Source organism: Kitasatospora sp. NPDC093806, from assembly GCF_040683335.1.
Lineage (GTDB): Bacteria > Actinomycetota > Actinomycetes > Streptomycetales > Streptomycetaceae > Kitasatospora.
Genome location: NZ_JBFBDO010000102.1, coordinates 15,530 through 29,801, shown reverse-complemented (window position 1 = coordinate 29,801; position 14,272 = coordinate 15,530). Strand labels below are relative to the sequence as shown.

1 protein-coding gene is annotated in these 14,272 nt (G+C 73.9%); it reads right to left on the bottom strand.

Features of this window, described 5'->3' with window-relative positions:
• Nucleotides 1-14,254 (bottom strand): SDR family NAD(P)-dependent oxidoreductase (locus tag AB0N76_RS32060; protein ID WP_363563179.1); only part of this gene is annotated, 14,254 nt, incomplete at its 3' end.
• Nucleotides 14,255-14,272 lie beyond the last annotated feature (18 nt).

Sequence of the window (14,272 nt, the reverse complement as noted above, 5' to 3'; positions counted from 1 at the left end):
TGGTGCCCTGGCGGATGGCGAGTTCGGGTTCGTCGGTGGTGAGGGCGTGGGTGAGGGCGGTGCGGCTGGTCTCGGTGTCGTCGAGGTCGGCGAGGGCGAAGCGGCCGGGGTGTTCGGCCTGGGCGGCGCGGACCAGGCCCCAGACGGGGGCGAGGGCGAGATCGGGCGTGTCGGTGGCCGCGACGGTGTGGGCGTTCCGGGTGACGATCACCAGGCGGGAGTCGGCGAGCTTCGGCTGGCCGAGGAAGCCCTGCACCAGCTCCAGCGTCCGGTAGGCGGCGGCCCGGACCCGCGCCGGGACGTCCTCGCCCGCCTGCCCGTCCGTGAGCTCGACCAGCACGCCGCCGGGCACCGGACCAGCCGCCGCGAGCGACTCCCAGTCGGCGTGCCGGTCGACGTCCGTGAGGCCCTCCAGGCCCTCCAGGCCGTCGCCGAGGACGGCGAGGCCGGTGGCGGCGGAGGTGGAACCCGCGGTGGTGGGGGCCACCCAGTCGATGTCGAAGAGCACGCCCGCCGCCCGGCCCGCGCCGGCGAGCTGCTCGGCCGACACCGGCCGGATGCCGAGCGCCGCGACCGACAGGACCGGCGAACCGGTGGCGTCCGCGACGGCGATGGAGACGGCGTGGTCGTCGCGGGGCGTGATCCGCACCCGGACGGTGGTGGCGCCCACCGAGTGCAGCGCGACGTCCCCCCAGGAGAACGGCAGGAGCGTCTGCTCGGTGCCGTCCTCGCGGCCGAGCAGCAGCATCATGTGCATCGAGGCGTCGAACAGCGCCGGGTGGATCCCGAAACGGGCGGCGTCGGCGTGGGCCTCCTCGGGCAGCTCGACCTCGGCGAACACCTCCCGGTCACGCCGCCAGACCGCCTTCATCCCTCGGAACACCGGCCCGTAGTCGTAGCCCCGGCCGATCAGGTACTCGTACGCGCCCTCGGCGTCGACCGCCTCGGCGCCGACCGGCGGCCAGGCCGTCAGGCCGATGTCGGCCGGGCCACCGGCTCCGGCCGGCGCGAGCAGGCCCTCGGCGTGGACGGTCCACGGCGTCTGCGGGGTGTCCTCGGCGCGCGAGCAGACCGTCACCGGGCGTCGGCCGTCGGCGTCGGCCTCCCCGACGAAGACCTGGAGCTGCAGTCCGCCCTGTTCGGGGAGGACGAGCGGCGCCTGGAGCGTCAGGTCCTCCAGCAGCGGGCACCCGGCCTCGTCGCCGGCCCGGATCGCCAGCTCGGCCAGCCCGGTGCCGGGGAGCAGCGTGGTGCCGTGGACGGTGTGGTCGGCGAGCCAGGGGTGGGTGGTCAGGGAGAGTCGGCCGGAGAGGACGAGCTGGTCGGTGGTGGCGAGCTGGGTGACGGTGGTCAGGAAGGGGTGGTCGAGGGTGTGCAGACCGGCGGTGGCGAGGCCGGTGGTGGTGGGGCGGGGCTGGAGCCAGTAGTGCTGGTGGTCGAAGGCGTAGGTGGGCAGGTCGACCGGTGCGGCCTGGGCGGGGAGGAGGGACGTCCAGTCGACGTCGGCGCCGTGGGCCCAGAGGGCGCCGAGGGCTTCGACGGCGGTCCGGGCCTCGTCGCGGTTGCGTCGGGCGAGGGGGAGGGCGGTGACACCGGGGAGGGTCTGGCGGGTCAGTGCGGTGAGGATGGCGTCGGGGCCGACCTCGACGAAGACGTCGGCCTCGGCTTCGGCGCCGGTGAGGGCGTCGGTGAAGCGGACGGTGTCGCGGACGTGCTGGACCCAGTGCTCGGCGTTGGTGAGATCCCCATTCGTTGCGATGGGGGTGTCAGGGTTGTTATAGGTTATCGCGTTCGCGATGGCCCGGAACTCTTCGAGCATGGGGTCCATGAGCGGGGAGTGGAAGGCGTGGCTGACGCGCAGTCGCTGGCTCTTGCAGCCGAGTTGTTCGGCGATCGCCGTGACGGTGGCGTCGTCCCCCGAGATGACGGTTGAGGTGGGGCCGTTGAGGGCGGCGATGGAGGCCGCGTCCTCGTGTCCGGCGAGGTGCGGGAGGACGTCGGTCTCGCTCGCCTGGAGGGCGATCATGGCGCCGCCCTCGGGGAGGGCCTGCATGAGGCGGCCACGTGCCTCGATCAGCCGGGCGGCGTCCGCCAGGTTGAAGACGCCGGCGACGTGGGCGGCGGCGATCTCGCCGATGGAGTGCCCGACGAGGACCTGCGGCTTGACGCCGTGGCTTTCCAGGAGTCGGTAGGCGGCGACCTCGTAGGCGAACAGCGCGGGCTGGGTGTAGCGGGTCTGGTTCAGTTCCTCCGACTCGGTGTCGAAGCACAGCTCACGCAGCGATCGGCCGAGCAGCGGGTCGAGTTCGGCGCAGACGGCGTCGAAGGCCTCAGCGAAGACGGGGAAGCTTGCGTACAACTCCCGTCCCATCCCCGCCCGCTGCGCGCCCTGCCCGGTGAACAGCACGCCCACTGCCGGAGTGCTCACCGTGTGGCCCTGTGCCAGGCCGGCCGTCGGCCGATCGTCGGCCAACGCGGCCAGCCCGGTGAGGAGTTCGTCGCCGACCACGGCCGCCCGGTACTCGAAGGCGGCCCGCCCGGCCAGTGCGGACGCGACGGCGTGCCGGTTCAACTCGGGTGCTGACGCCGCCATTTCCGCGAGCCGGGCCGCCTGTCCGCGCAGCGCCTGCGGGCTCTTGGCCGACAGCAGCCAGGCCGGGGGCGTGATCGGGTCGGCGCTGACCGTCCGGGTGAGCACGGCTTCGCCCTGTTCGAGGACGATGTGGGCGTTGGTGCCGCTGATGCCGAAGGAGGAGACGCCGGCTCGGCGGGGGTGGTCGGTCTGCGGCCAGTCGCGTTGTTCGGTGAGCAGTTCGACGGCGCCTGCGGTCCAGTCGACGTGGGTGGTCGGCTCATCGACGTTGATGGTCTTGGGCAGGATGCCGTGCTGCATCGCCATGACCATTTTGATGACGCCGCCGACGCCGGCTGCCGCCTGGGCGTGGCCGATGTTGGACTTCAGCGAGCCGAGCCAGAGGGGCTGTTCGCGGTCGCGGTCGCGGCCGTAGGTGGCGAGGAGGGCTTGGGCTTCGATGGGGTCGCCGAGGCTGGTGCCGGTGCCGTGGGCTTCGACGGCGTCGACGTCGGCGGAGCGGAGCCCGGCCTGGGCGAGGGCCTGCCGGATCACGCGTTCCTGGGACGGGCCGTTGGGGGCGGTGAGGCCGTTGCTGGCGCCGTCCTGGTTGATGGCGGAGCCGCGAACGACGGCGAGTACGCGGTGCCCCTTGGCCCGGGCCACCGACAGCCGCTCCAGCACCAGCATGCCGACGCCCTCGGCCCACGAGGTGCCGTCCGCTGTCGTCGAGAAGGACTTGCAACGGCCGTTGGCGGCCAGACCGCGCTGGCGGCTGAACTCGATGAACGCGCCCGGTGTGGCCATCACGGTCACGCCGCCCGCGAGGGCGAGGTCGCACTCGCCCTGGCGCAGTGCGGCGGCCGCGAGGTGCATGGCGACCAGCGAGGAGGAGCAGGCGGTGTCGACGGTGACGGCCGGGCCTTCGAGGCCGAGCGTGTAGGAGATGCGCCCGGAGGCGACGCTGCCCGCGTTGCCCGTGCCGACCATGCCCTCCAACTCGCCCGGCACGGCGGCCTGGGAGGGCTGGTAGTCGTGGTACATGACGCCGGCGAAGACGCCGGTGCCTGTTCCGTGGAGGGAGCGGGGGTCGATGCCCGCGCGCTCGATGGCCTCCCAGGAGGTTTCGAGGAGGAGGCGCTGCTGGGGGTCGGTGGCGAGGGCTTCGCGGGGGGAGATGCCGAAGAAGGCGGCGTCGAACTGTCCGGCGTCGTGCAGGAATCCGGCTTCGCGGCAGTAGGAGGTGCCGGTCTGCTCGGGGTCGTCGGCGAAGAGGGTGTCGAGGTCCCAGCCGCGGTCGGTCGGGAAGGGCGAGATGCCGTCCCGGCCGTCGGCGACGAGCTGCCAGAGGTCCTCGGGGGAGCTGACGCCGCCCGGGAAGCGGCAGGCCATGCCGACGATGGCGATCGGGTCGTCGTCCACCGCGACGGTCCGAACGGCGGCGACGGTGGACGTGGTGCCGAGCAGCTCCTGGCCGAGGTAGCGGGCGAGGGCGGTGGGTGTGGGGTAGTCGAAGACCAGGGTGGCGGGGAGTTGGAGGGCGGTCGCCTGGTTGAGGCGGTTGCGCAGCTCCAGTGCGGTCAGGGAGTCGAAGCCGAGGTCCTGGAACAGCCGGTCGGTGTGGACGGCCTCCGGGCCGGTGAAGCCCAGGACGGCGGCCACCTGGCGGCGCACCGTGTCCAGGAGGAAGGCCTGACGGCCGGCCTCGTCCAGCCCGGCCAGTTGCTGGTGCAGCGGGGAGGCCGTGGCGGCGGAGGTCGCCGCGCGCCGGGTCCGGCCGGTGACCAGTCGGCGCAGCAGCGGACGGACCGGATCCTGGCCGGCGATCGCCTTGAAGTCGAGGCGGGCGGCGAGCAGCAGGCGGTCGTCGGTGGTGAGCGCGGCATCGAGAGCAGCGAGGCCTTGGGCGTCCGAGAGCGGGAGGACGCCCGCGCTGCCGACCCGGCGGAGGTCGGCCTCGGTCAGGTGGGCGGTCATTCCGCCGGCGGTCCAGAGGCCGTAGGCGAGGGCGGTGGCGGGCAGACCGAGGTCGGCGCGGTGAGTGGCCAGGCCGTCCAGGAAGGCGTTGGCGGCGGCGTAGTTGGCCTGGCCGGCGTTGCCCCAGGTGCCGGCCAGCGAGGAGGCCAGGACGAAGGCGGCGAGCGGGAGTTCGCGGGTGAGCTCGTGCAGGTGCCAGGCGGCGTCGGCCTTGGGCGCGTAGACACGGTCGAGCCGGTCGGCGGTGAGCGCGGTGACCGGGGCGTCGTCGAGGACACCGGCGAGGTGGACGACGGCGGTGAGCGGGTGCTCGGTGGGGACGGTGGCGAGCAGCTCGGCCAGCGCGTCGCGGTCGGCGGCGTCGCAGGCGGCGATGGTCACCTGAGCGCCGAGTGCGGTGAGTTCGGCGGCGAGGTCGGTGGCGCCGGGTGCGTCGGGTCCGCGGCGGCTGGTGAGGAGGAGGTGGCGGGCGCCGTGGGTGGTGGCGAGGTGGCGGGCGACGGTGGCGCCGAGGCCGCCGGTGCCGCCGGTGACCAGGACGGTCCCCTCGGGGTCGAGGGTGGCCGTCGGCGTGCTCTCGTGCAGGCGGACGAGGCGCGGGACGGTCACCGTGCCCTGGCGGATGGCGAGTTCGGGCTCGTCGGTGGCGAGGGCGTGGGCGAGCGCGGTCCTGCTCTCATCGGCCTCGTCGAGGTCGGCGAGGACGAAGCGGCCGGGGTGCTCGGCCAGCGCGGCGCGCACCAGACCCCAGACGGCGGTGAGCGCCGGGTCGGGGGAGTCCGTGGCGACGGCGTTCCGCGTGACGATCACCAGACGGGATTCGGCGAGGTCCGGCCGGGCGAGGAAGCCCTGCACCAGTTCGAGCGCCTGGGAGGTCGCGTTGCGCAGCCGGGTGGGCGCGTCGTCCGCCGGGTCCGCCGTCACGTCCGCCAGTAGGTGGGACGCGCCGTCGGCGGGGAACGCGGCCCAGTCGGGGGCGTGGCCGACGGTGGTGGTGGACACGGTCCGGCCGTCGGCCGCCGGGAGAGCGGTCCATTCGACGGCGAAGGCCACGTCGGACGCCCGGCCCGAGCCGGCCAGCTGCTGGGCGGTGACCGGGCGGACGGCGAGCGAGTCGACGGTCAGGACGGGGGCGCCCGTGGTGTCCGCGAGGTGCAGGGCGATCTCCTGCGCGCCCTTGCGGGTGAGCCGCACCCGCAGGCTGGTGGCGGCCGAGGCGTGCAGGGCGACGGCGCGCCAGCTGAACGGGAGGAGGGTCTCGCCGGGCTCGTCACCGTCGGAGGTGGCCGCCGCCGTGTGCAGGGTGGCGTCGAGGAGGGCGGGGTGGAGGCCGAAGCGGGCGGCGTCCGTGTGGGCGGGTTCGGGGAGTTCGACCTCGGCGTAGACGGTGTCGTCGGCGCGCCAGGCGGTGGTGACGGCCCGGAAGGTGGGGCCGTAGTCGAGGCCGAGGGCGGCGAGGTGGTCGTAGATGTCGTCGACGGGGACGGGGGTGGCTCCGGTGGGGGGCCAGGTGGCGAGCTCGGTGCCCGCGTCGGCGACGGTTTCGGTGGTGAGCAGGCCTTCGGCGTGGAGGGTCCAGGGCTGGTCTTCGTCGGTGCGGGAGTGGATGGTGAGCGGGCGGTGGCCGGTCTCGTCCGGGGCGCCGACGGCTGCCTGGAGCTGGACGGCCGTGCCCTCGGGGAGGACGAGCGGGGAGCTGAGGGTCAGTTCGTGCAGGCCGGGCGTGTCGGTGTGCTGCGCGGCCTGGAGGGCGAGTTCGACGAACGCCGTGCCGGGGAGGACGACGGCGCCGTGGACGGCGTGGTCGGCGAGCCAGGGGTGCGTGGTGAGCGAGAGCCGGCCGGAGAGGACGAGTTGGTCGGTGCCGGCGAAGTGGGTGACGGCGCCGAGCAGGGGATGGTCGACCGAACCGAGTCCGGCGGTGGCGAGGCCGGTGGTGGTGGGGCGGGGCTGGAGCCAGTAGTGCTGGTGGTCGAAGGCGTAGGTGGGCAGGTCGACGCGCGGACCGTCGGCGGGGAGGAGAGGCGTCCAGTCGATGTCGGCGCCGTGGGCCCAGAGGTTGCCGAGAGCGGTCACCAGGGCGGTGGGCTCGTCGTGGTTCCTGCGCGCGAGGGGGAGGGCGGTGGTCTCGGGCAGGATCTGGCGGGTGAGCGCGGTGAGGATGGCGTCGGGGCCGACCTCGACGTAGACGTTCGCGTCGGCGCTGGTGAGGGCGTCGGTGAAGCGGACGGTGTCGCGGACGTGCTGGACCCAGTATTCGGGGTTGGTGAGATCCCCACTCGTTGCGATGGGGGTGTCAGGGTTGTTATAGGTTATCGCGTTCGCGATGGCCCGGAACTCTAGCAGCATGGGCTCCATGAGCGGGGAGTGGAAGGCGTGGCTGACGCGGAGTCGCTGCGACTTGCAGTCGAGCTGTTCGGCGATGGCGGTGACGGTGGCCTCGTCCCCCGAGATGACGGTCGACGTCGGCCCGTTGAGGGCGGCGATGGACGCGGCGTCCTCCTGCCCCACGAGGTAGGGGAGGACGTCGGTCTCGCTTGCCTGGAGGGCGATCATGGCGCCGCCCTCGGGCAGTGCCTGCATGAGGCGGCCGCGTGCCTCGATGAGGCGGGCGGCGTCGGCCAGGCTGAAGACGCCCGCGACGTGGGCGGCGGCGATCTCGCCGATGGAGTGTCCGACGAGGACCTGTGGCTTGATGCCGTGGCTTTCCAGGAGTCGGTAGGCGGCGACCTCGTAGGCGAAGAGCGCTGGCTGGGTGTAGCGGGTCTGGTTCAGTTCCTCCGACTCGGTGTCGAAGCAGAGATCCCGGAGCGATCGCCCGAGCAGCGGGTCGAGTTCGGCGCAGACGGCGTCGAAGGCCTCCGCGAAGACAGGGAAGCTTGCGTACAACTCTCGCCCCATCCCGGCCCGCTGCGCGCCCTGCCCGGTGAACAGCACGCCCACCGTTGCCGCCCCCTGGGCGAACGCGGCCGGCGCCGTGCCCTCCGCCAACGAGGCCAGCCCGGCGAGCAGTTCGCCCCGGTCGGATCCGACCACGGCAGAGCGGTAGGCGAAGGAGGACCGCTCGCGCAGAGCGCGGGCGATGGAAGCCGGGCTGAACTCCTCGTCGCTCTCGACGAATTCGGTCAGGCGGGCGGCCTGTCCGCGCAGCGCCTCCGGGCCGGCCGCAGACAGCAGCCAGGCCGTCGGACCCGCCGTCTCGACGGCCGGCTGTGCGAGCTCGGCTTCGGCCTGTTCGAGGACGATGTGGGCGTTGGTGCCGCTGATGCCGAAGGAGGAGACGCCGGCTCGGCGGGGGTGGTCGGTCTGTGGCCAGTCGCGTTGTTCGGTGAGGAGTTCGACGGCGCCTGCGGTCCAGTCGACGTGGGTGGTCGGCTCATCGACGTTGATGGTCTTGGGCAGGATGCCGTGCTGCATCGCCATGACCATCTTGATGACGCCGCCGACGCCGGCCGCTGCCTGGGCGTGGCCGATGTTGGACTTCAGTGAGCCGAGCCAGAGGGGTTGTTCGCGGTCGCGGTCGCGGCCGTAGGTGGCGAGGAGGGCTTGGGCTTCGATGGGGTCGCCGAGGCTGGTGCCGGTGCCGTGGGCTTCGACGGCGTCGACGTCGGCGGAGCGGAGCCCGGCCTGGGCGAGGGCCTGGCGGATCACGCGTTCCTGGGAGGGGCCGTTGGGGGCGGTGAGGCCGTTGCTGGCGCCGTCCTGGTTGATCGCGGAGCCACGCACAAGAGCCAGCACGCGGTGCCCCTTGGCCCGGGCCACCGACAGCCGCTCCAGCACCAGCATGCCGACGCCCTCGGCCCACGAGGTGCCGTCCGCCGTCGAGGAGAAGGACTTGCAGCGACCGTCCGTCGCCAGGCCGCGCTGCCGGCTGAACTCGACGAAGGCAGCCGGGGTGGCCATCACGGTCACACCGCCCGCCAGGGCGAGTTCGCACTCGCCCTGGCGGAGCGCGTGCGCGGCGAGGTGCATGGCGACGAGCGACGACGAGCAGGCGGTGTCCACCGTCACGGCCGGGCCTTCCAGGCCGAGCGTGTAGGCGACCCGGCCCGAGGCGACACTGCCCAGGCTCCCGGTGCCGACCATCCCTTCGAGCTCACCGGGGACGGAGGTAAGCGGCGGCTGGTAGTCGTGGTACATGACGCCGGCGAAGACGCCGGTTCCCGATCCGTGCAGGGAGCGGGGGTCGATGCCCGCGCGCTCGATCGCCTCCCAGGAGGTCTCCAGGAGGAGGCGCTGCTGGGGGTCGGTGGCGAGGGCTTCACGCGGGGAGATGCCGAAGAAGGCGGTGTCGAACTGTCCGGCGTCGTGCAGGAATCCGGCCTCGCGGCAGTAGGAAGTACCGGTCTGCTCGGGGTCGTCGGCGAAGAGGGTGTCGAGGTCCCAGCCGCGATCGGTCGGGAACGGTGAGATGCCGTCCCGGCCCTCCGCGACGAGCTGCCACAGGTCCTCGGGGGAGCTGACGCCGCCCGGGAACCGGCAGGCCATGCCGACGATGGCGATCGGGTCGTCGTCCACGGCCACGGTCCGGACGGCGGCGACGGCGGTCGCGGTGCCGAGCAGCTCCTGGCCGAGGAAGCGGGCGAGGGAAGTCGGCGTCGGGTAGTCGAAGACCAGGGTGGCGGGGAGTTGGAGAGCGGTCGCCTGGTTGAGGCGGTTGCGCAGTTCGAGCGCCGTCAGCGAGTCGAAGCCGAGGTCCTGGAACAGCCGGTCCGGCTGGACCGCGTCGCCACCCGGGAAGCCGAGGGCGCCGGCGACCTCCGCGCGGACCAGGTCCAGCAGCGCCGCCTGCTGTCCGGCCTCGTCCAGGCCGAGCAGCCGTGCCTGGAGGGCGCCACCACCCCGACGAGTCGAGGCGGCGGCGCGGCGGACCCGGCCGGTGACCAGGCCGCGCAGCAGCGGGCGGATCGGGTCCTGCTCGGCGAGCGACCTGAGGTCGAGGCGGGCGGAGAGCAGCTGCGGGCGTCCCCCGCCGAGCGCGGTATCGAGGGCGGCGAGGCCCTGGGCGTCCGAGAGCGGGACCACCCCGGCGGCGGCGAGTCGGCGCAGCTCCGTCTCGCCGAGTTCGCCGGCCATGCCGCCGGTGGTCCAGAGGCCGTAGCCGAGGGCGGTGGCGGGCAGGCCGAGGTCGGCGCGGTGGGCGGCCAGGGCGTCCAGGAAGGCGTTGGCGGCGCCGTAGTTGGCCTGGCCCGCGTTGCCCCAGGTTCCGGCCAGCGAGGAGAACAGCACGAAGGCCGCCAGCGGCAGCTCACGCGTGAGCTCATGCAACTGCCAGGCCGCGTCGGCCTTCGGCGCGAACACCCGGTCCAACTGCTCGGCGGTCAGCGCGGTGACCGGGGCATCCTCCAGGACACCTGCCGCGTGCACGACGGCGGTGAGCGGGTGCTCGGCGGGGACGGCGGCGAGCAGCCCGGCCAGCGCGTCGCGGTCGGCGGCGTCGCAGGCGGCGATGGTCACCTGAGTGCCGAGCGCGGTGAGTTCGGCGGCCAGTTCGGCGGCGCCGGGCGCCGCCGCGCCGCGACGGCTGGTGAGGAGGAGGTGGCGCACGCCGTGGGCGGCGACGAGGTGGCGGGCGACGGTCGCGCCCAGGCCGCCGGTGCCGCCCGTGACCAGGACGGTGCCCTCGGGATCGAGGGCGGCCGTCGGCGCGCTCTCAACCAGACGGGCGAGGCGCGGGACGGTCACCGTGCCCTGGCGGATGGCGAGTTCGGGCTCGTCGGTGGCGAGTGCCCGGGTGAGCGCGGTCCGGCTGGCCTCGTCCTCGTCGAGGTCGGCGAGGACGAAGCGGCCGGGGTGCTCTGCCTGCGCGGCGCGCACCAGGCCCCAGACGGGGGCGAGCGCGAGGTCAGGGGTTTTGGTGGCCGTGGCGCCCCGGGTGACGATCACGAGCCGGGCCCCGGCCGGCTGGTCCTCGGCCAGCCACTGCCGGAGGAGGTCCAGGACCTGGCGGGCGGTGGCGGCGGCGCTCCCGGCGGCGTCGGCGCCGGGAGCGGGCCGCACCTCCACGATCTCGGCCCCGGTTTCGGCCCCGGTTTCGGCCTCGATACCGGCGGCCGGCAGGGCGAGCTCGGTCCATTCCACCCCGAACAGGGAGGACGCCGTGGCGGCGGTGGCGGAAGCGGCGAGCTGTTCGGCGGAGACCGGCCGCAGGTGCAGACCGTCCACGGTGAGCACGGGCGCGCCGGTGGCGTCGGCGATGTGCAGGGCGACGGCGTGACCGGCGGCCGCGCCGGTGACCCGGACCCGCACGGTCGTCGCACCGACGGAGTGCAGGGCGACGGCGCGCCAGCTGAACGGCAGGAGCGTCTCCGCCGGTCCGCCGTCACGGCCGAGGCTGATGGTGTGCAGGGTGGCGTCGAGGAGGGCGGGGTGGAGGCCGAAGCGGGCGGCGTCCGTGTGGGCGGGCTCGGGGAGCTCGACCTCGGCGTAGATGCTGTCGCCCGCGCGCCAGGCGCTGGTGACGGCCCGGAAGGTGGGGCCGTAGTCGAGGCCGAGGGCGGCTAGGTGGTCGTACATGCCGTCGACCGGGATGGGGACGGCCCCGGCGGGCGGCCAGACGGCGAGCTCGGCGCCCGCGTCGGCGGTGTCGACGGCATCGGTGGTGAGCAGGCCCTCGGCGTGGAGGGTCCACGGCTGGTCGCCGTCCTCGGGGCGCGTGTGGACGGTGATGGGGCGCCGTCCGGTGCCGTCGGGGTCGGTCACGACGACCTGGAGCTGGACGGCCTCGTCCTCGGGGAGAACGAGCGGGGAGCTGAGCGTCAGCTCGTCGATCCCGTCGCAGCCGGCCCGGTGGGCGGCCTGGAGCGCCAGCTCGACGAACGCCGTGCCGGGCAGGAGGACGGCGCCGTGGACGGCGTGGTCGGCGAGCCAGGGGTGCGTGCTCAGCGAGAGCCGGCCGGAGAGGACGACCTGGTCGGTCGTGGCGAGCTGGGTGACAGCGCCGAGTAGGGGGTGGTCGACCGAACCGAGGCCCGCGGTGGTGAGGTTGGCGGTGGTGGCGCGGGGCTGGATCCAGTAGTGCTGGTGGTCGAAGGCGTAGGTCGGCAGGTCGACCGGGGCGGCCTGGGCGGGGAGCAGCGGGGCCCAGTCGATGTCGGCGCCGTGCGTCCACAGGGCGCCGAGGGCTTCGACGGCGGTCCGGGCCTCGTCGCGCTTGCGTCGGGCCAGGGGGAGGGCGGTGACACCGGGGAGGGTCTGGCGGGTGAGCGCGGTGAGGATGGCGTCGGGGCCGACCTCGACGAAGACGTCGGCCTCGGCTTCGGCGCCGGTGAGGGCGTCGGTGAAGCGGACGGTGTCGCGGACGTGCTGGACCCAGTGCTCGGCGTTGGTGAGATCCCCATTCGTTGCGATGGGGGTGTCAGGGTTGTTATAGGTTATCGCGCTTGCGATGGCCCTGAACTCTTCGAGCATGGGGTCCATGAGCGGGGAGTGGAAGGCGTGGCTGACGCGCAGTCGCTGGCTCTTGCAGCCGAGTTGTTCGGCGATGGCGGTGACGGTGGCGTCGTCGCCGGAGATGACGGTTGAGGTGGGGCCGTTGAGGGCGGCGATGGAGGCCGCGTCCTCGTGTCCGGCGAGGTGCGGGAGGACGTCGGTCTCGCTCGCCTGGAGGGCGATCATCGCGCCGCCCTCGGGCAAGGCCTGCATCAGCCGACCACGTGCCTCGATGAGGCGGGCGGCGTCGGCCAGGCTGAAGACGCCCGCGACGTGGGCGGCGGCGATTTCGCCGATGGAGTGTCCGACGAGGACCTGCGGCTTGACGCCGAAGCTCTCCAGCAGTCGGTACGCGGCGACCTCGTACGCGAACAGGGCGGGCTGGGTGTAGCGGGTCTGGTTCAGCTCCTCCGACTCGCTGTCGAAGCACAGCTCACGCAGCGATCGCCCGAGCAGCGGGTCCAGCTCGGCGCACACCGCGTCGAAGGCCGCCGCGAAGACCGGGAAGGCCGCGTACAACTCCCGCCCCATCCCCGCCCGCTGCGCCCCCTGTCCGGTGAACAGCACACCCACCCCGGCCGCCCCCTGGGCGAACGCGGCCGGCGCCGTGCCCTCCGCCAATGCGGCCAGCCCGGAGGCGAGTTCACCGCGCTCGGCGCCGACGACCACCGCCCGGTGCTCGAACCGGCTCCGCCCGTGCAGCGCCCGGGCCACCGCGCCGGGCGCGAACTCGTCCTCCCGCGCCACGAATTCGGCCAGCCGCGCCGCCTGCCCGCGCAGCGCCTCCGGCCCGGCCGCCGACAGCAGCCACGCCGTGGGGCGGTCGCCGGCACCCTCGCCGGAGCTGTCGCTCTCGCCGCCCTCGGCCGGCTCCGGCGCCTCCTCCGGCTCGTGCTGCTCGATGATGACGTGGGCGTTGGTCCCGCTGATCCCGAACGAGGAGACGCCCGCCCGGCGGGGCCGGTCGGCCCGCGGCCAGTCCCGCTGCTCGGTGAGCAGCTCCACCGCGCCCGCCGACCAGTCCACGTGCGTGGTCGGCTCCTCGACGTTCAGGGTCTTCGGCAGCACGCCGTGCCGCATCGCCATCACCATCTTGATCACGCCGCCGACACCTGCCGCCGCCTGTGCGTGCCCGATGTTGGATTTCAACGAGCCGAGCCAGAGCGGCTGTTCGGCCGAACGGTCCCGCCCGTACGTGGCGAGCAGCGCCTGTGCCTCGATCGGGTCGCCGAGCGCCGTGCCCGTGCCGTGCGCCTCGACGGCGTCCACGTCCGCGGTCGACAGCCCGGCCTGCGCCAGCGCCTGCCGGATCACCCGCTCCTGCGAGGGGCCGTTCGGCGCGGTCAGACCGTTGCTGGCGCCGTCCTGGTTGACGGCCGAGCCACGCAGGACAGCCATCACCCGGTGCCCCTTGGCGCGGGCGACCGACAGCCGCTCCAGCACCAGCACGCCCACGCCCTCGGACCAGCCGGTGCCGTCCGCCGTGGTCGAGAACGACTTGCAGCGGCCGTCCGCCGCCAGACCCCGCTGCCGGCTGAACTCGACGAACGAGGACGGCGTGGCCATCACCGTCACACCGCCCGCGAGCGCGAGTTCGCACTCGCCCTGGCGCAGCGCGTGCGCCGCCAGGTGCATGGCGACCAGCGAGGACGAGCAGGCGGTGTCCACCGTCACGGCCGGGCCCTCCAGGCCGAGCGCGTAGGCGACCCGGCCCGAGGCGACGCTGCCCGCGCTGCCGGTGCCGACCATGCCTTCGAGCTCGTTCGGGACGGCGGCGAGCGGCGGCTGGTAGTCGTGGTACATGACGCCCGCGAAGACGCCGGTCCGGGAACCGTGCAGCGACCGCGGATCGATCCCGGCGCGCTCGACGGCCTCCCACGAAGTCTCCAGCAGCAGCCGCTGCTGGGGGTCGATGGCGAGCGCCTCGCGCGGCGAGATGCCGAAGAAGCCGGCGTCGAACTGGCCCGCGTCGTGCAGGAATCCGGCCTCCCGGCAGTAGGAGGTGCCGGGCTGCTCGGGGTCGTCGGCGAAGAGGGTGTCGAGGTCCCAGCCGCGGTCGGTCGGGAACGGCGAGATGCCGTCCCGGCCGTCCGCGACGAGCTGCCACAGGTCCTCGGGGGAGCTGACGCCGCCCGGGAAGCGGCAGGCCATCCCGACGATCGCGATCGGCTCCTGCTGCCGCTCCTCCATCTCCCGCACCCGGCGGTTGACGTCCCGCAGCTCGGCCGTTGCCCGACGGAGGTACTCCCGCAGGCCGCTCTCGTTGTTCGACATCGCCAGTCCCCTAGCACC